This is a genomic window from Algoriphagus sp. NBT04N3 (assembly GCF_019443765.1).
Lineage (GTDB): Bacteria > Bacteroidota > Bacteroidia > Cytophagales > Cyclobacteriaceae > Algoriphagus > Algoriphagus ornithinivorans.
This window is the reverse complement of the sequence record NZ_CP048415.1, coordinates 1,485,918-1,504,389: the sequence shown is the minus strand read 5'-3', so window position 1 is coordinate 1,504,389 and position 18,472 is coordinate 1,485,918. Positions and strand designations below refer to the sequence as shown.

Below are 18,472 nucleotides of genomic sequence, written 5' to 3'. Positions count from 1 at the left end.
ACCCGTCTTGCTGGCATTTAGATAACGTTTTCAAACGTAGTTCTCGGGCCAGCGCTGGGGAAATAGATTTGACTCTTAGACCAGGGGTTAAAACCCCTGGCTAAAAAATTACGCTCCTTCGGAGCTCTTTGAAGGTAGCTTACTAGAAAGTCGCATAGCGACGTACGATTACCTAGCCAGAGATTTTAATCTCTGGAAAAGTGCAGTTAATATGACCAGAGTGAAATAGTCCCATAGGGACGGCCGATTGTAAGGTGTGATATGATGATATATTTTCATCCACCACGACGGGGCTAAAATTCATGCTCCTCTGGAATTTTTGATGCGGGTACTATTTAAGGTTTATTTCGCCGAAGGCATATCTGGCTCGACAGAGGAGAGTCTATCTTGCGAAGCATATCTGTTGAATAGTATTTCGCTGAAGGCGTATTTCTATTTTATTTCTACTGTATTTCGATTAAAATCCCCCCTGCCCCCTTTTATGATACTTATCCTCCCTAATCAATACAGAATTCCAAAGGGGGATTTGATCCGTATCTCGCCGAAGGCATATCTGGCTCGACGGAGGAGAGTCTATCTTGCGAAGCATATCTGTTGAATTGTATTTCGCCGAAGGCCTATTTCTATTTTATTTCTATTGTATTTCATTTAAAATCCTCCTTGCCCCCTTTTAATTTTTCTCACTTCTCCGAAATTTGTATAAAGGTCCAAAGGGGGATTTGCTTCTTTGATAATTTAAGTTTTGTGTATAAAAAAAAATGGCCTGTGGATCCCACAAGCCAAATCGAAAGGTCATTCGAAAAATAAATCAATCAAAAAGTTCCAAAAATCACCCCTAAACTAATATGTAAAATCCCCTCCGATTGATATCTATCTGCAGTAAGGACAGTTTTGCATAGGTGTAGTTATCTGATTCATTTGAGCATACAATCGGCAATACTCTTTCACTTCTCTTGAATCAGGACTTAATCCATTTTTACATAAGTACAGCCAAGCCGCCTGACAAAATCCATCTCGCTGAGGCGCTCCTGTTGGCCCTTGGTAGGTAGTTGTACAATAAGACACTGAAGAACCACCAGATCCTCCTGAGCCACCACCGGAGCCGCCGGAGCCTCCAGAACCTCCTCCTGATCCCCCAGAGTCATCACTGGAAACTGGTGGGGTATAAGGAGGATCATCCCTATTATCAAAACTTACTCTGAAATCAAAACTGATCGGGGTAGGCGGAAATCTAGGGTCAGATCCACCAAATTCTCCATTTCCTTGAAGTCTGAAGGAAATTTTTCCTCTGGTTTCATCTTTTATGTCTTTGGAAAACTCAATTACTGTGGCAGTACCTGATTTGAACTTTGAAGAAAAACCATCTGCATAAATATCTACTTCATCATTGCTAAAGGTATCTGGAACTATGGTAAAAGTCCCTTTTTTAGCAGGAATGGAGAATGTGAGATTTACCATGATATTGTTTCCCAGTATTAAATTCACTTTTGATTCACTGGCATTGAATCCATATATTCTCAAATTGGAATCAGTTTTATCGCCATTTTTTAAGGTACCTGATAATTCTGGAGTACTTAAAGAACCTATGCTGGATATATAATATGAGTCAAGGCTATCACCTTTCAAACCCTCAATCAAATCACAGCTAGGTATCATACAGAAAACCATCAATATGAGTATTATTCTAAATAAGCTCTGCACATGTTTCATCTGTAAATATTTTGTTTTTAAAAAGGCCAGATGGAATGCCCCGGATAATCATTCTCCTTTATGAGATTTTTCCTCATGGGCATTTCATATTTACCTGATCAATTTGAAAATACTCCTCCTCGGTCTTTCTATTTATTTCACAAGTTTCAGCCTAAATATGAAGCCTTCCTATACCTAAAAATTGGTATTTTTATAGAGGATTGTTTTGAATTCAGTTCAATCTTTATCTTGCTTCCGAATTCACCCATCACCCTACACATTCACTCTAGTTTATCCTCTAAATGGGTAAGTGTTTAAAGAATAGCTTCTTTGTATTCATCTGGTACCACCGGTGGAACTTCCGTTCCATTCTTGGCTCTATTCTTTTGATCAATTTGCTTTCCTGCAATGAAAAGGAGGACCAATTGAACTTTGGAGTCTTTCCAGATCAGAATTACACTCCTTCAGAGGCTTGGGAAAGGTTTGACACTTTAAAGCAGAATAAAAGTTTGTTTAATCAGGGTATTACCAAAAGTCAGTGGTGGCTGGGATTTACTGTAGTAAATGATGCGGATAGTTTACAGTCATTATTATTCGTTTCCAACAATCCTCATATCAACCGTATCCAGGTTTTTGAAAATGGAGCTAATTCCTCATCAATGGATCTGGGGGACTTATATCCTTTCGAAAAAAGGCCATTCCTTGACAGGGATTTAATTATCCCATTTACTATTCCTGCGAATGGCAAGCTTCAAGTCCTTTTGCAGATGGATAAATCTGGGGAAACATTTCACATAGAGCCTGAGATTCTGGATTTCCAGACTTTTTATCAAAAAAAGACCAATGATACTTTGATCATAGGGGGAATCCTGGGCTGGATGTGTATCATTTTCATTTTCGCAGTTTTCTTTGCTGCAGAACTGAAGTCTTGGAGTGGAGCAATATATGCGGCCTATGTTTTGGCTATTTCTCTTTGGTTGGCCACCCACTGGGGCTTGACATTTCAATTTCTCTGGCCTACTCAGACTACCTGGACTGGAATTGCCAGACCTTTTTTCAATTTGATGACCAATGTGCTGATTTTGCTCTTGGTGGTCAACTTCTTTCCTCCCACTGTTACTGGAAAAAAAACAGCAAAGTGGATTTGGGTTACTTCAATTTTCCAAGCTTTGATGGCTTTGTCCTTGCTTTTACCTTTTGGAATAATGGATGGTGTTTCAAGCAAATCACTTTTTCTCCAGATTACGCTGCTTGTTTCCTTACTTACCAGCATTTTGATTCTATTATATCCTTTTCTCCAATGGAAAGCCAAGGTGCCTCTTGCTGGATATTACCTGCTCGGTATAGCTATTTTGGCTCTGTTTGGGATTGTACTGCAACTCAATCAAAAAATATTACCCATGGGTTTGCCTCATTATTTGGTGGATTACGGAAGTGCTTTTGCGTTGATGGGTGAAACGGGAGTAATTACCGCAGCTTTCGCCAAAAGAGCCTCACTTTTCAAAAAGGAAAAAGAAAAGCTCTCCATTGAGATTTTGGAAAGGGAGAAACAGACTGCTGAACATTTGATACAAGTTCAGGAAGATGAGCGTAAGCGATTGGGCCGGGATCTTCATGATAGCATAGGCGGAATGCTGGCAAGCCTTTATATCAAAACTGAGACAATAGAAGAAAATTATTCTAAGCAATCTTTAAATGAATTGAGGCAAATGATAGAGCAAAGCATACAGGAAGCCCGCTCGCTTAGCCACAATTTAACTCCTCACTATCTGGAAGAGAATGGTTTGGAAAATGTATTGAAAGTGCAGATTGAGCTCTTGGAGAAAAAATACCCACTGAAAATCCATTTCTATTATCAAGTAAGTACAGATTTGGGGAAATCCACGGAATTGATACTCTATCGAATTATCAATGAGCTACTTCAAAATATGGTTAAGCATTCGGAAGCAAAAAAAGCGCTGATTAGTATTTCAGAGAGGGAGGGTGAACTAGAACTCATTGCAGAAGATGATGGAAAAGGAATTGATCCTGATCTTAGTCTAAAGGGAATTGGCCTAAAAAATATTCAAGAAAGAGTTGCTTATCTTAAAGGGAAAATGGAATTGGAATCCAGCGCAAGCGGAACAAGCCATATCATAATCATACCGCTACATGCTTAACTTCAGTGAAATTAAAATTGTGCATATAGACGATCACTTGCTATTTGCGCAAGGAGTTTATTCTTTGATTGGTACAGAGTCGTTTATTCAGGAACTCGCGCATGCACAGTCTTTTAAAAAGGGTTTGGAGGAGGTTAAAAGAATCCAGCCTGACATTATTTTATTGGATTATTTTTTACCTGATTCTGACGGTATAGCTTCTATCAGGGAATTGAAAAAAGTATCTGTTTCCAGTAAAATAATCCTGCTTACTATGGAAAGTAATCCCAACATCGTGGATAAATGCAGAATGGAAGGAGCTATAGGATATTTGCCGAAATCGATCAGTAAAAAGGCATTGATTCAGGCTTTGAATAATGCTATCGAGGGGATCCCAACTTTTCCTGAGTCCACAGGAGAAAATACCCAGGTTTCAGAAACTTATTCTAAACTAAATATTCTCAGTAAGCGGGAGAAAGAGATTGCATATTTAATAGCGGAGGGTTTGACATCAGCGGAAATTGCCGAGAAGCTTTTTTTGAGTGATTTGACAGTCAATACCCATAGGAGGAATTTGATTCAAAAGTTAGGGTTGAAAAATTCAGCTCAATTGGTGGCATTTGTGGAGAATCAGAAATTTATGGAGTCCTGAGGTTTATCTTGACTTAATTTGTAATTCTCGGACATCTTGCTGGCATTGGGTTATCGTTTCTAAATAGAGCTATTGGGCCAGCGCTGGGGTGATTCTCGTTAACATTTATACCCCGACTTCCAGGCGGGGCTAAGAAATTACGCTCCTTTGGAGCTTTTGAATCGGCTGGTCGAGATTCGCTGCTCGAGATTTGTAATCTCGAGCACCTATCGTAGGATTTTCAATCCGACAATAACAAGCCTCTTCCCTGTCTTGCTGGCATTTAGATAGCGTGCTCAAACGTAGTTCTCGGGCCAGCGCTGGGGAGAAATCGTTACCATTTATACCCCGAGTTGCACTCGGGGCTATTAATAAGTTTAAGCCCTTCAGGCTTCTGGTTTAGGGATCAAACGGAGCAGGGTGAACATTGAACTATGAACGATTGAACTAATAAACCCATCAATAATATCCAAAAGCTTTAAGCTTCGATTATTCAATTAACCAATTACACAATTACTCCTTTTCACACCGAAGGCATATTTCTAGTTATTTCTAATTTTAATATCTACCCGTCTTGCTGGCATTTAGATAACGTTTTCAAACGTAGTTCTCGGGCCAGCGCTGGGGAAATAGATTTGACTCTTAGACCAGGGGTTAAAACCCCTGGCTAAAAAATTACGCTCCTTCGGAGCTCTTTGAAGGTAGATTACTAGAAAGTCGCATAGCGACGTACGATTACCTAGCCAGAGATTTTAATCTCTGGAAAAGTGCAGTTTATATGACCAGAGTGAAATAGTCCCATAGGGACGGCCGATTGTAAGGTGTGATATGATGATATATTTTCATCCACCACGACGGGGCTAAAATTCATGCTCCTCTGGAATTTTTGATGCGGGTACTATTTAAGGTTTATTTCGCTGAAGGCATATCTGGCTCGACGGAGGAGAGTCTATCTTGCGAAGCATATCTGTTGAATAGTATTTCGCCGAAGGCGTATTTCTATTTTATTTCTACTGTATTTCGATTAAAATCCCCCTTGCCCTCTTTTATGATACTTATCCTCCCTAATCAATACAGAATTCCAAAGGGGAATTTGGTCCCTATCTCGCCGAAGGCATATCTGGCTCGACGGAGGAGAGTCTATCTCGCCGAAGGCATGTCTTGATAATATCTTAAAGAGTATCTTCTGAATATTTCGCTGAAGGCGTATTTCTATTTATTTCAACTGTATTTCGATTAAAATCCCCCTTGCCCCCTTTTATGATACTTATCCTCCCTAATCAATACAGAATTCCAAAGGGGGATTTGATCCGTATCTCGTTGAAGGCATATCTGGTTCGACGGAGGAGAGCCTATCTTGCAAAGCATATCTGTTTAATAGTATTTCGCCGAAGGCGTATTTCTAATTATTTCTACTGTATTCGATTAAAATCCCCCCTTCCCCCTTTTATGATACTTATCCTCCCTAATCAATACAGAATTCCAAAGGGGGATTTGGTCCCTATCTCGCCGAAGGCATATCTTCTTTTATCTTAAAAAATATCTTTCCCTTAATTCAGGAACTCCTACTATTTCTACTTGTTATATGCTCTAAATCTGAAACAGGATAATTCTAGAGTTTAAAAATATCTTTTAAGGCTATATTGCAGCCCAATTGAAAATACCCAATGAATAGAGCCCAAATCCAACAAAACTTACAAGTAATTTTAAAAAATATGCCTGCCGATTGGCTTAACTTAACCACGCATCGGTTGGATATTTATGAAGAAAGTCTCGCAAAAACCCAATTTTTAGAGCATTTCAAAAACCTTGTTGAATCTGGAAAAATCAATTCGGAAGGACTTAAGCAACTGCCAACGGCTTACGATTATATTCGCTTGGGGCATCCCCTATCCAGTGTCCTGGAATGGGCAATTGCTGAATTAAATAACTTGCCTTTTGATCAGGTAATCAGCTTTTCTTCTAAAACAGCTCCCATATTAGCTGTGCTTAGAAAAAACCTTTTTCTCCATAAAAAAACTCAAATCGTTTACTCAGAAGATATTTCAGATTTCTTCGGAGCTGAACTCATTCGGGAAGTTTATGGATATGAGTTTGAACTCTTAAAGGCAAGCTCCAATGAGTCTCTTCCAGATTATAAAGGCAGTAGGATTTTTATTTCATCAGCAAACTCATTTGACCAACCTAAACTTTCATTTTCCATTGATTTTGCCGTCAGCATTCATGGGGATTTGGGAAGTGTAATTCAGATTATTGGAGCAAAAAATACTTCCTACATTTCTGAAATACAACATGTGCGAAGACGGGAAACAATCGCCATGACTCCTGCCAATTGCTTTACCGCTTTGGAATATTTAGCCGGTAATTCAAGCTCACTTACATCCCCTACCCGAGATCCAAAAATCAAGGATTCGGTTTTGGAAAGCATCGCTAATATTACAGGCACAGATAGTAAGCCCTTAGTAGCATCCAGCGGCTTATCTATCCAATATGCCATCATGATGGGATTGGTCCATGATGCCATGGAGAAGCATCCTGGAAAGGAAATTAAGTTTATTGTTCCACCTAACTGCTATGGTGGCACCAATGATCAGGCAAGAAGGGTTGCCGCTTGTTTAGATCAGGTAGAAATCGTGGATTTACCGGTAGATGCCGGAAATGACATGAACCAAAGCCTGGAAAGAATTTTAGGTGAATTAGCTCAAAAGGATGCTGTTCCTTACATCATCGCCGAAATTCCTACCAACCCTCGTGTTGAAGTTCCGGACTTACAAAGATTAAAGGAAGTACTCAGTGCCAGCCGTCAAACCAAAAATGGGGAAACGGCTATTGAACCTGTTTTTATCCTTGATCAGACATTTTGCCCCAATGTACAATTCTTGCCTGAGGGGGAAACACTCTCAGTAGTCCCGGCTATTTCTTACGCCAGTGGATCCAAATTCCCAAGTGGCGGTGAATGTACCGCTGGTTACTGTGTAGCCAATTTAAAGGCAGAGAACTTGATGGATAAAATAGCACTTCACCTCGCTCTGTGTGATAATGAAGCCACAGCCCAGCAATATGAGATTTTGGCCAGACAACTCCCATCCATGAACCAGCGAATTCAGGATGCCTATGTGAATACAAGAGAATTTGTCAACTTTATACAAGGCCAACTGCCAAGCGCCAAAATCAATTTTGTATCTGAGGAATTAGCTGAAAGAGGATTTACTCCTTCTGTTTTTTCTCTGGATTTGCCTACAAAAGGAAAAACAGAGGAAGAAAGAGAAGCATACAAAAGGGCCCTAAACTTAAAGCTGATCAATAAAATGATTACTGAAATCCCTGATGAGAGTAAGTTTTGCGTGAGTTATGGACAATTAAAGGGTTGCTATTGGACTGTTCCTGCTACATCCACTCAAGGAACCACCAAAGAAGGAGATAAGGATTATATTGTCAGAGCATCTGTTTCTCACAATATTGACCTGGAGCGACATAAACAGGTTTTCAAGGACTTTGCGGAAAAACTATAGTAGCGAAATTCAGATTTACGATTTTCGACTTACGAAGGGTAAAGTAATCTTTGAAGAGTTAAATATCAATTCAATTTTATAGACAGGATCAAACTTTCGCTTTTCGCACCATCTCTATATGTTCGATCCCATCTTCATCGTAGGTATCTCCTTCTGCCTGGAATCCTAAAGACTCATAAAATCCTAAGGCATAAGTCTGAGCACCTAGTCTGATATTGCATGGCCCAAAAAGTTGATAGCAGTACTCTATAGAAAGCACCATCACCTTTCTTCCCAATCCTTTTCCTCTGTGTGCAGGTGAAGAGACAACACGGCCTATGGCTACTTCTTGATAGGATAATCCTGCAGGAACTATCCTAGTATAAGCCACCAATTCATTCTCTTGATATAGAAGCAAGTGATAGCATTTTTGATCTTTATTATCCAAGTCAAGGAAAACACAGTTTTGTTCTACCACAAACACCTCGCTTCTCAAGCGTAAAAGATCATACAGTTCGGTTACACTTAATTCATGAAAGGCTTTTACAGTATGGCTTAGATTCATATGGCTTACAATTGATTTTTCTTCATTTTTTCAAAAGGCTAATATAACCCATTCATCCTGCAATCACGGAAATTAATGGTTTTCTCATTGGACCATAAAAATTTTAAATAGAACACATCAATCAAAGGAAAATCAACTTCAATATTATGATCTGAAAATCAATAATTTATACCTATATTCCTCAATCTTTCTAGAGAGGAATTACTCACCCAGCCTGAAATGAAAACTTCGCCCAAAGTGTGCCTGCTTTTTTGCTTGGTACTGACCCTCAATACAGCATTAGCACAAGAAAATTCAAGTCCTTCATTTAGAAAAAATGGACTTTCAGGCAGTTTAGGCTTTGCAGGAATTGTGGCCACTGCAACGTCTAATTATGAGCGAATCCTCACTCAGTCTTTGGACAAAGGAATAACAGCGACCTTTGCGAAGGTAGGCCTTGGGACATACGGAGGTTGGGTGGATTCTGGAAGTTACCTGTATTTGCAATATGGATTTTTGACAGGAAAAAACGCCAACCATTTAGAAATCAGCGCAGGTCCTAATTTTAATCTGAACAATGCAGAGGATATGCTTCCAGTAGCCTTTAATATTGGATACCGACTGCAAAAACCCGGAAAAGGATTTATGCTGAGAACTGGAGTGGCCTTTCCAGAAACCCTTTATCTGGGCTTAGGCTGGTCCTTTTAATAGCAGTGTTTATTTCATGTTTGATAGATCAACTGGAGGCCTAAAATCCATCAATCCTTTTTTCTGAATCGTAGCCTCAACATCTTCCAATTTGGAAGGCACAAAGTCGCTGAGATTTTCTACCCCATCTTTGGTCACAAGAGCCACATCCTCTATCCGAATATAAAGGCGCTCATCATGAAGCCATATCATGGGATCTATGGTAAATACCATCCCCTCTTTCAAAGGAACTCCCCTTACTACTCCTACATCATGTACCGCCATCCCTACTGGATGCTGGAAGTGTCCTCTAAACTTCAAACCATCCTCAACAGCTTTTCTATGACTTTCCTTTACAAAGCTTTTATCTTTCAAATATTCTTTCATTTCTGCCGCTGCTTTATCCAATACTTCATCAGAAGTCACTCCGGGTTTGATGTATCTGAATAAAGCATCTCTATAGGCTACAATAAAATTGTATAATTGCTTTTGCTCTTCAGTGAACTTGCCATTCACAGGCCAAATCCGGGTTACATCGCTGGTATAATACCTATAATCCGGAGCATAATCCATCAAGACCAAATCACCATCCTGAAGCATATCTTTTTTATGAAAATAATGTCCCATATAGGCATTGGTTCCACCTCCGATGATAGCTGGATAGGCATCCCCCTGAGATCCGTATAAGTAAAAAATATATTTTGCCACAGCATCCAATTGATATTCATAAACTTCGGGTTGTGTAGACTTCATGGCTTCTATGATTCCCAATCCTGCAATTTGAGTTGCTTTTCGGATGACAGCAATTTCCTCTTCACTTTTGATCAAGCGCATCTGATCCAAAATCGGTGTCAGGTCTTTAATTTCAAATTGTGGGAATCGGCTGTTCAATGTTTGGATAAATCTGGCTTCTCTGGTGGAAGATCCGTCCCATGGATCTGAGGCATTTCTTGCAAGGCCAAAAAGTATCTCATCTCTACTGTCATTACCGATTTCAGCCGGGCTAAATTCCGTAAACAGAACCGGTGCGGGAGGCTTGATCAATCCAGACCCTACTAAATCTGCCGATAAGAATTCTATGCCTTTTACCTGCTCTACCCCGGTCAATTCTTTAACCAGTTCAGCATCTTCCGCTGACAATACTTTTCCTTGATTGTTTTCCATAGCTTCATCTCTATGAGGGAGATAAAGCGTTGCTCTTTTATTCCTTCCATTGAGCAATAAATAGGCCCTGGGAGTTTCTATTCCGGTGAGGTAATAAAAGCTATTGGATTGGCGGAAAACACTAAATCCAGGAATTCCACTGGCTCCCTGAATTACTGCGATTGCCTTATTCCCAATTTGATCAAAGATCTGGGATCTTCTTTTGGCAAATTCTGCCTTAGAAAACTCTGATTGGAAATAGTAGTTGGTTTGCGCCTGAAGAGAAAAAATATTTGTCAAAACAAGTAAGCAAATGGAAATAAGTTTTTTCATAGTAGTGATTTATCTTCCTGAATATAAAAAAATTCTTTGGCAGGAAGTACTATTTAAAAACAAGGCACATTTTCTGGATTTGAATAATATTCAAAAAAGAGCGGGAATTGATCCCGCTCTGATTAATTGGCTCTTCCTAATTGACGAAGCATCAGGATATGGTCCCATAGAGCTGAAAAAAATGTCCCTCTGACCAAATAAGGTATTTTAAACTCTTTGGCTGTTTGGGAGACTATTTTGGCTAGCTTGTTATAATGAACATGACAAATATTTGGAAATAAATGGTGCTCTACTTGGAAGTTCAAGCCACCTATCAGCCAAGAAAAAACTTTGCTTTTAGGAGCATAATCACTCGTAGTTGCCATTTGGTGTTTGATCCATTCACTTTCAATGATCCCCTTTTCATTAGCTTGAGGAAATGAGGTACTGGAAAGAATATGAGCCGTCTGAAAAACCACACTTATGACAATCCCTGTTACAAAGTGCATGCTCAAGAAAGCAGCGACAATGATCCAAACAGGGAGCTGAATCATTATTAGAGGTAAAATCAGAGCATAAGAGTAATAAAGGAGTTTCCATGCTGTAATTTTCATCAACAACTTGGAATACTCCCCTTTTTTGGAAAAGAATCCCATTTTTCTATACCTCGTAGCTTTAACGTAATCCTTCAAGGTGATCCATGAAAAGGAAGAAAGTCCATAGAAAAACCAGATGTAAAGGTGTTGGAAACGATGAATCCAATAGCGTTTGGCATTTGGAGAAAACCTCAGGAAAAACGGAGCATTGATATCATCATCCTCGTGATCAATATTTGTATACGTGTGGTGCAAAACATTGTGCTGAATTTTCCAGACGTTTGCATTGGCACCAATCAAATTCATGGTATAGCCCACCCATCTATTGACAGTTGGATTTTTACAATAAGATCCATGGATTGCATCATGCATAACTCCCATGCCTACCCCTGCCATACCCAGTCCACTACAGATATATAGTGCAAAGACTAGTCCTACGCTAGTGACTATTCCCGTACTCAGAATTACTAAGGGTATGAAGAATAGCGATAGCATAAAGACAGTTTTGATAACCATTCCTTTCCCTCCAAATCTGTTATGATTTGAGCTGCTGAAATAATCGTTTACTCTTTTATTTAAGGTTTTTGAAAATTCAGCGTCGTTTCTTTTTTCAAATTTTACATGTTTCATTGTTTCATTGATTAGCGCCTCAGTTGATCTAGGATTTTATAGCATAGACCAATTCAAAGCGGTTGGTTAGTAAGTTTGGAGTTCAGCGAAAAGCAGCTCCAATTCTTCTCTTGTTTTGTTCAATTTGACAGAAAGCTTTTTCATCATTTTTTCTCTCTGTCCTTCCGGATACTCAAAATCCGCATCAAGCAAAAAAGTAAAACGCTGCTTGAGCATTGCTTTTTGTTCTCTCCAACTTCTGATGATTCTCATAATAGATTTAATAAGTTTCCATTTATATAATTTCACGCTCAAAAAGAGCCAATTCTTTTTTCTCAGGATCTTCAGCGTACGTACAGTAATAAATCTCTTTATAAAACCTTCTTACAATTAAAGGAACTGTTGGATTAACCTTGGTGTAGACCTTATCTCCTGCTTTATACTTCGTGTTATTATCATTTTCCATGATTCTATTTTTTTACGTTATTATATCCTGACGTCCTCATATCCACTTTTGATAATGGTAGAAAGCATCTTAAATCGTTGATTCGCCTTCACCAAATGTTTTACATGAGCAGGAGATATTATGATTTGACCTTCTTCGACTGTACTCCATTTTTTATCTATGCAGACTGATGCATTTCCTTCGATCACCTGAATCAGATGATCAAAAGGGAAATAATAGACCTGCACATTTCCAATGTCGAAAGAGGATAAAGTGACATTTCCTGTGTTTTGCTTTAGAATTATTTTATTGACTATGGAGCCATGGCAATATTCTATTGCGCTTCCTATATTTTGAGGAAGTGATTTTATTAATTCAGAATCATTCATGACTTTGAGTTATTAGGTTTCCGTTAGTCCATATTTTTCTTTTCCTTTTTCTTGATGGATTTAGCTTCTCGTTTTTCCTTTAAAGTTTTTTGAGGAGCCTTGGCACCTGATTTTTCGCTTCGCTTTTTGTCTTTAGACATGATGTGTTAGGTTAGACTCTAGAGAAATGGGCAGTTTATGCCTATTTATCTCATATTCTAAAGTTCGCTTAATTATTATCCTAATGTGTTACACCTATCTGACAGATAGTTACATAAATCCAATGTTTAGGACTTCAAAAAGTCTCTGCAGGATTTTTAAAGATTTTCTAAGTTTTGCTTTCTCTTATTTTTCAGGCCTTTATAAAAAGTGGGCGTAAGGCCGGTGATGCGCTTAAATTGATTGGATAAATGCGCAACGCTACTATAATGCAACTTGTAGGCGATTTCAGTTAGATTCAATTCATCATAAATCAATAATTCCTTCACTCGTTCGATTTTATGAAGAATGATAAATTGCTGCAAGGTGATCCCGTTAACCTCTGAAAAAATTGAGGCCAAATAAGTATAATTGAGATCTAATTTTTCGCTGATATAGTCTGAATAATTCACTTTGGGCAACTCATCCAAATAGTGAATCATCTCGATCACCACATTTTTTATTTTCTCAATGAGAATGCTTTTTTTATCATCCAATAACTCCAAACCGGCTTTTTTGAGATTCTTTTCAAACTTAGCTCTTTGTTTCTCGCTGAATTTTTCTAAGATTTCCACTACTCCCAGCTCCACAATCATATTTTTTACACCCAACTTCTGAAGCTCATCCTTCACCAACATCTTGCATCTCAGACTTACCATGTATTTAATATAAAGCTTCATGAGAGGATAAGGGTTGAATAATAATGATAACAATTAAGCTATTTCTGAGAAGGAATCACTCGATCCCACCTAATCATCTAATGATTGGAAAAGTGTACTTGTCAACCTAGAAATGTTTAATTCCTGCTTTTATATAAACCGGTAAGTCATTCTCTTTGGGGGGAATTGGACAGGAATAATTGGTACTATAGGCACAGTAGGGATTATATGATTTGTTAAAATCGAGAACAATACTATCTCCTTCCGGAATCTCAACATCCATGTATCTCCCACCTCCATAGGTCTCTTTTCCATTTGTTAGATCAGTAAAAGGAAGAAAAAGACTATTTTCATAACCGGGGGTAATGACTTTACTGATACTTTTAAAAAGTGTCAGCTGCATTTCTTGGCCGTCCAAAGTGAAGGTTGCTATGCCATATTTCTCGTAATCTCTGAGGCGATTGTCACTTGTTTTAAAAGTATGTAAGTCGACTTTTGGTAATTTTTGGAAAGTAGCCACCACTCGATAGTTTTCATCAATTGGAAAGAAAGGCAAACCTTCAAACTCTTGCAGCTTTTCTTTACTCAAAGGTGATTTGTCTGGATCAGCATAGCTTTTATTCAACTTTTCCTGAAATGCCAGAACATCAGAAGTATGAGACTGAGCAAAAGCTCCAGAAAGCAGGAGGCAGAATGAAAAACAGAGGCCTAAACATTTTTTTGATAGAAACACAGCGCTAATGGGTTAAGGATTGCTATTAAAATATAAATTATAAATCATTGGATATCAATTTTTATAGAAAAAGAAAAAAGACTTTTGAGTTTGGAATTAAAATAACCTTCCACTGATCTGACACTTCGAAGCATATATTTTATAAATTCAAACATCCAATATTAACACACTATGAAGAAGCTAAACATTATTTACATTTTGATGATTTGGGTAGGTTTTGCCTGCGGATCTGGATCTGAAAAAGATTGGGGTTCCATGATGACAGATACCCGAGACATTAGCGGGATCAATCAAATCAAACTAGAAGGCGCAATCAACCTTTACCTAAGCCAGGGAGACCTCGAATCCATGGAGATCAAAGGCTTCGAGAAAGCCATGGAGTATTTAAAAATATCAGAAAACGGTTCTGAATTAATTATTGATTTTGATCCTGATGGATCTGAGTTCTTCAAAAATAAAACTCCGGAAATCCATTTAACTATAGCAGATTTACAAAGGCTAGTTTTTGATGGTGTAGGGAATATAGAAACAAAAAACACCTTTGAAGTTGGTCAATTGATGATACGGGGAGATGGAGTTGGAAATGTGGAAATGGAAATTCAAGCAGAAAGTTTGGATGCGCAATTTAATATGATGGGAAATGTGGACTTATCAGGAACTGCGACCTATGCTAAAATCAAATTTGAAGGAATGGGAAATCTCGAGGCATCTAACTTGATCACCCAAACGATGGATTTACAATCAAGAGGAATGGGCAATGTGGAAGTTCACTGTGAAGGTGAATTATCCATTGATGCTCAGGGAATGGGTTCCGTGACCTATACCGGTAATCCTACTGTAATCAAGGAGGAAATTAAAGGGCTGGGAAATGTCAATAGAAATTAACGCTCTCTCCTATTGAATTTAGCATTCATCATAGATTTTGATTGATAGCTCTGTTTTTAATCATGATTAAAACTATTTATATCCGCTTTTATGTCTACTAAAAATCAATACGATCCCTGAAGTTTACAATAATTGGTTTCTAACTTCCATCATCGGTCACCAATGCAAAACGACTCCATAGCCTAAAGGCAAAAATCGAAGCATCTTGCCCAAAATCAATGATAATTTGGCAGGTGATTCAATTAGGGATAATCAGAATTTTCAAACAACACTCTTTAAAATTCTATGGAAATATTTACCATCATTACTATTCTGACCATACTTTCTGCACTTTTTGCTTACATCAATACCAAATTCTTAAAGCTACCTTTTACCATCGGTTTGATGATCATAGCCATGCTTTTCACCTTGGTGATCTTAATTCTAGGCTATTTTGAAAGTGCTGTTTTAGAGCAGTCCAAAAGCTTGATTCAATCCATAGATTTTAAAACAGTACTGCTCGAAATCATGCTGAGCTTCTTACTCTTTGCCGGAGCTTTGCATACCAAATTGGATGAGCTAGCTAAGCAAAGAGGGCCTATTATGCTTTTCGCAACTTTTGGGGTCTTGCTTTCCACCTTTTTGATCGGAACGCTTTTTTATTTCTTGGCTGAATTAACCGGTCATCCGATTGCCTACATCTATTGCCTACTTTTCGGGGCATTGATCTCTCCTACTGATCCCATCGCAGTATTGGGTATCCTCAAAGAGGCGAATGCTCCCAAAAAACTTGAAATCAAAATTGTAGGAGAATCCCTTTTCAATGATGGAGTTGGAGTCGTGGTGTTTTTGGTTCTATTATCTATAGCCCAAAGAGGAATAGCATCTGTTGAGGCTGAGGAAGTTGGTTTACTTTTCTTTGAGGAGGTATTTGGGGGCTTGGCTTTAGGTTTGGTTTTGGGCTGGCTTGCGTTCAAACTGATGAAAAGCATAGATCATTATGAAACCGAGGTTTTACTCACTTTGGCATTGGTAATGGGCTTATATGCATTGGCCTCCTATCTACATTTTTCAGGTCCTCTTGCCGTTGTAGTCGCCGGGATTTTGATTGGAAATAAATCGCCCGAAACTGCTTGGTCATCTGTAACTCAGAATTATGTAGACAAATTCTGGGAGTTGATCGATGTTTTCTTAAATGCCATTTTATTTGTTTTAATCGGACTTGAATTATTGATCATCACCATTAATGCAGAATATATTTTACTAGGGGTTTTAGCCATTCCAATTGCTTTGGCCTCTCGTTATCTGGCACTTTCTGGTCCTATCATATTATTCAGGAAAAAACTGGATTTTATTCCTAAGACAGGTCTTTTGATGACCTGGGGAGGAATCAGAGGTGGGATTTCCATTGCTTTGGCCTTATCTTTAGAACCAATCATGGAACGGGAGCTGTTTCTGACTGTCACTTATGTGATAGTAGTTTTCTCCATTATCATACAAGGATTGAGTATCGGTCCATTAGTTAAAAAAATCCTCAGCAAAACCCCTCAATAATGAGCAATTCAAATTCCCTTTCTCAAAAGGGAAAAGCTGCATCTGAAAATCCCATGCGGATTGACCTAGAAGTCTATTTGGATGCCATGGATAATATCTACCATGACAAGGACAATCCTTCGGGTACTTTTCCAATGAATGTAGCAGAAAATCAGCTTTGTTGGGAAATACTCAAAGAGAAAATGCAGGAAATTTCCAGCAAAAAAGAAATCCCTGATTGGGTTACGAGTTATGGAGATCCTGCCGGTGTACTGAGTTTTAGAGAGGCGATTGCTGGCTATTATTCTGACTTTCTGATGAATCATACTGTGGACCCTGAAACACTGGGGCTTTCGGTTGGGGCCACTTCTGTGATTGAAATGACAGCCTTTTTATTAGCTGATCCTGGAGATACCGCAGTAATTCCAGCCCCGAGCTACCCAGTTTACACGGGAGATATTGGAGTTTTCCCCGGTGTCAAGCGTTACGATCTCCAGACTCACTCTGATATTGGAGAATTAAAAGATGGGATTCCATTGCAGATTTCTCAATTAGAAAAAGCTAAAAAGGAAATTGAGGAAAGTGGCAGCAGGTTTAGGATGCTCATTTTGACAAGCCCTGATAATCCTACAGGAGGGATTTATTCTAAAGAACAGCAGGAAGAAGTTGCCGATTGGTGCATAGCCAATCACATTCATTTAATAGTGAATGAGATATACGGGCTTTCCTTGATCGACACTGAAGACCCGGTAGTTTCGGCGGATTATGGAAAGCAATTGAAGTTTTATTCTTTCGGCAACCTGATGAACCAGAAAAAAAGCCCATACCTACATCATTGGTATTCTTTTTCCAAAGATTTAGGGATCTCAGGATTTCGTATCGGTGTAGTTCACACCTATAATGAAGATTTCATTCAAGCTTACAGAAACGTGGGTCTTTCACATGGGGTTTCTAATCATACCCAGTGGTTGCTCGAAGAAGTTTTGAATGATCAAGCTTTCATGAAAAACTATATTGAAACCTATCAAAAAGCACTGAATCAATCCTATAAAATCGTTAGGGGGACTCTGCAAAAGTTAGAATTGAGGTATAGCCCTTCATACGGAAGCCTTTTTGTCTGGATGGATTTATCAGAATTTTTGAAGGCAAAAACAGAACAAGCCGAAAATGAATTATGGCTTAAAGTCTATGAAGAGACCAAAATTTTATTGACTCCTAGTAATGGTTTTGGCCACAAACAAAAAGGCTTATACCGTTTGGTGATCTCCAGTTTTAAACATGCCGATTTACGAGTTGCAATGGACCGGTTCTCAAAATTTGTACTTCAACAAAGAGCAGAAAAATAATAAGCGAAAGGTCATTTTCGGATTAATAAAGTGTTTCAAAAACCCGAATTCAAACTACTATAAAATTCAATTTTTGATTTGAATAAACCATATTAAGTTTCAGATTATCAATATTTTAAATTCATTTTTTTATTTGATACTAGGTTATTTTTTCGTACCTTCTACCAAATCAAAGAGAGTAACTGATGATTAAGCTAGTGGTAGTATACGGACATCCAAAGAATACTGAAGATTTTGAAAAGTATTACATGGAGACTCATATGCACCTTGCTAGAAAAATATCTTGTGAAAGACTTGAGACTTGCAAGTTTATAGGCACTCCAGATGGCAAAAAAGCAACCAACTATAGAATGGCTGAATTGTATTTTGCATCCATGGAGGATCTTCAATCAGCTATGAGTTCAGAAGAAGGTCAAGCAGCAGTTCAGGATATTCCAAATTTTGCTACTGGAGGAGTTGAAGTAAGTATTGCTGAAATTAGTTAAT

Annotated in this window: 17 protein-coding genes; 8 read left to right on the top strand and 9 right to left on the bottom strand. The window is 38.5% G+C overall.

Annotation, left to right across the window (positions count from 1 at the left end; all coding sequences use genetic code 11):
• Positions 1-870: 870 nt before the first annotated feature.
• Positions 871-1,710 (bottom strand): hypothetical protein, encoded by an 840-nt coding sequence (locus GYM62_RS06445; RefSeq protein WP_219958791.1) that lies wholly within the window; start codon positions 1,708-1,710, stop codon positions 871-873.
• Between the two features lie 281 nt (positions 1,711-1,991).
• Here GYM62_RS06445 and GYM62_RS06440 point away from each other — a divergent pair, with 281 nt between their 5' ends.
• The 3 genes from GYM62_RS06440 to GYM62_RS06430 all read left to right on the top strand — a co-directional run bounded on the left by GYM62_RS06440 (position 1,992) and on the right by GYM62_RS06430 (position 7,970).
• Positions 1,992-3,848 (top strand): 7TM-DISM domain-containing protein, encoded by a 1,857-nt coding sequence (locus GYM62_RS06440; RefSeq protein WP_219958790.1) that lies wholly within the window; start codon positions 1,992-1,994, stop codon positions 3,846-3,848.
• Positions 3,841-4,479 (top strand): response regulator transcription factor, encoded by a 639-nt coding sequence (locus tag GYM62_RS06435; protein ID WP_219958789.1) that lies wholly within the window; start codon positions 3,841-3,843, stop codon positions 4,477-4,479. The genes GYM62_RS06440 and GYM62_RS06435 overlap by 8 nt, the downstream gene beginning before the upstream one ends.
• 1,646 nt (positions 4,480-6,125) lie before the next feature.
• Positions 6,126-7,970 (top strand): PLP-dependent transferase, encoded by a 1,845-nt coding sequence (locus tag GYM62_RS06430; RefSeq protein ID WP_219958788.1) that lies wholly within the window; start codon positions 6,126-6,128, stop codon positions 7,968-7,970.
• Positions 7,971-8,058: 88 nt separating this feature from the next.
• On the opposite strand, the gene GYM62_RS06425 is transcribed toward GYM62_RS06430, so the two are convergent.
• On the bottom strand, positions 8,059-8,514 hold the full coding sequence (locus GYM62_RS06425) for a GNAT family N-acetyltransferase (protein ID WP_219958787.1): 456 nt from the start codon (positions 8,512-8,514) through the stop codon (positions 8,059-8,061).
• A 219-nt stretch (positions 8,515-8,733) separates the two neighbouring features.
• Here GYM62_RS06425 and GYM62_RS06420 point away from each other — a divergent pair, with 219 nt between their 5' ends.
• The gene (locus GYM62_RS06420; protein ID WP_219958786.1) at positions 8,734-9,201 is read left to right on the top strand and encodes a hypothetical protein; all 468 of its coding nucleotides are present in this window, start codon (positions 8,734-8,736) and stop codon (positions 9,199-9,201) included.
• A 9-nt stretch (positions 9,202-9,210) separates the two neighbouring features.
• Here the strand turns inward: GYM62_RS06420 and GYM62_RS06415 are convergent, their stop codons facing one another.
• The 7 genes from GYM62_RS06415 to GYM62_RS06385 form a co-directional block, all read right to left on the bottom strand.
• On the bottom strand, positions 9,211-10,656 hold the full coding sequence (locus tag GYM62_RS06415) for an aminopeptidase P family protein (protein ID WP_219958785.1): 1,446 nt from the start codon (positions 10,654-10,656) through the stop codon (positions 9,211-9,213).
• A gap of 122 nt (positions 10,657-10,778) precedes the next feature.
• Entirely contained in the window at positions 10,779-11,861 is a 1,083-nt protein-coding gene (locus tag GYM62_RS06410) for an acyl-CoA desaturase (protein WP_255590598.1), read from the bottom strand.
• A gap of 66 nt (positions 11,862-11,927) precedes the next feature.
• The gene (locus tag GYM62_RS06405) at positions 11,928-12,113 is read right to left on the bottom strand and encodes a general stress protein CsbD (RefSeq protein ID WP_139217481.1); all 186 of its coding nucleotides are present in this window, start codon (positions 12,111-12,113) and stop codon (positions 11,928-11,930) included.
• Between the two features lie 22 nt (positions 12,114-12,135).
• Positions 12,136-12,306 carry a hypothetical protein gene (locus GYM62_RS06400; RefSeq protein ID WP_219958784.1) on the bottom strand — a complete coding sequence of 57 codons (171 nt, stop codon included), beginning with the start codon at positions 12,304-12,306 and terminating at the stop codon, positions 12,136-12,138.
• Positions 12,307-12,326: 20 nt separating this feature from the next.
• Positions 12,327-12,674, bottom strand: coding sequence for a hypothetical protein (locus tag GYM62_RS06395; protein ID WP_091653883.1), 348 nt, complete (start codon positions 12,672-12,674; stop codon positions 12,327-12,329).
• Positions 12,675-12,970: 296 nt separating this feature from the next.
• Positions 12,971-13,531, bottom strand: coding sequence for an AraC family transcriptional regulator (locus GYM62_RS06390; RefSeq protein WP_219958783.1), 561 nt, complete (start codon positions 13,529-13,531; stop codon positions 12,971-12,973).
• Positions 13,532-13,637: 106 nt separating this feature from the next.
• On the bottom strand, positions 13,638-14,243 hold the full coding sequence (locus tag GYM62_RS06385) for a DUF1684 domain-containing protein (RefSeq protein ID WP_219958782.1): 606 nt from the start codon (positions 14,241-14,243) through the stop codon (positions 13,638-13,640).
• Positions 14,244-14,414: 171 nt separating this feature from the next.
• On the opposite strand from GYM62_RS06385, the gene GYM62_RS06380 reads away from it, so the two are divergent.
• The 4 genes from GYM62_RS06380 (at position 14,415) to GYM62_RS06365 (ending at position 18,471) form a co-directional block, all read left to right on the top strand.
• Positions 14,415-15,128 carry a head GIN domain-containing protein gene (locus tag GYM62_RS06380; protein WP_219958781.1) on the top strand — a complete coding sequence of 238 codons (714 nt, stop codon included), beginning with the start codon at positions 14,415-14,417 and terminating at the stop codon, positions 15,126-15,128.
• Between the two features lie 285 nt (positions 15,129-15,413).
• Positions 15,414-16,661: a sodium:proton antiporter gene (locus GYM62_RS06375; RefSeq protein WP_219958780.1), complete on the top strand. Its 1,248-nt coding sequence runs from the start codon at positions 15,414-15,416 to the stop codon at positions 16,659-16,661.
• Entirely contained in the window at positions 16,661-17,986 is a 1,326-nt protein-coding gene (locus tag GYM62_RS06370; RefSeq protein ID WP_219958779.1) for an aminotransferase class I/II-fold pyridoxal phosphate-dependent enzyme, read from the top strand. The genes GYM62_RS06375 and GYM62_RS06370 overlap by 1 nt, the downstream gene beginning before the upstream one ends.
• 185 nt (positions 17,987-18,171) lie before the next feature.
• Positions 18,172-18,471, top strand: a complete 300-nt coding sequence (locus GYM62_RS06365) for an EthD family reductase (RefSeq protein WP_144605152.1) — start codon at positions 18,172-18,174, stop codon at positions 18,469-18,471.
• Position 18,472: the final 1 nt, after the last annotated feature.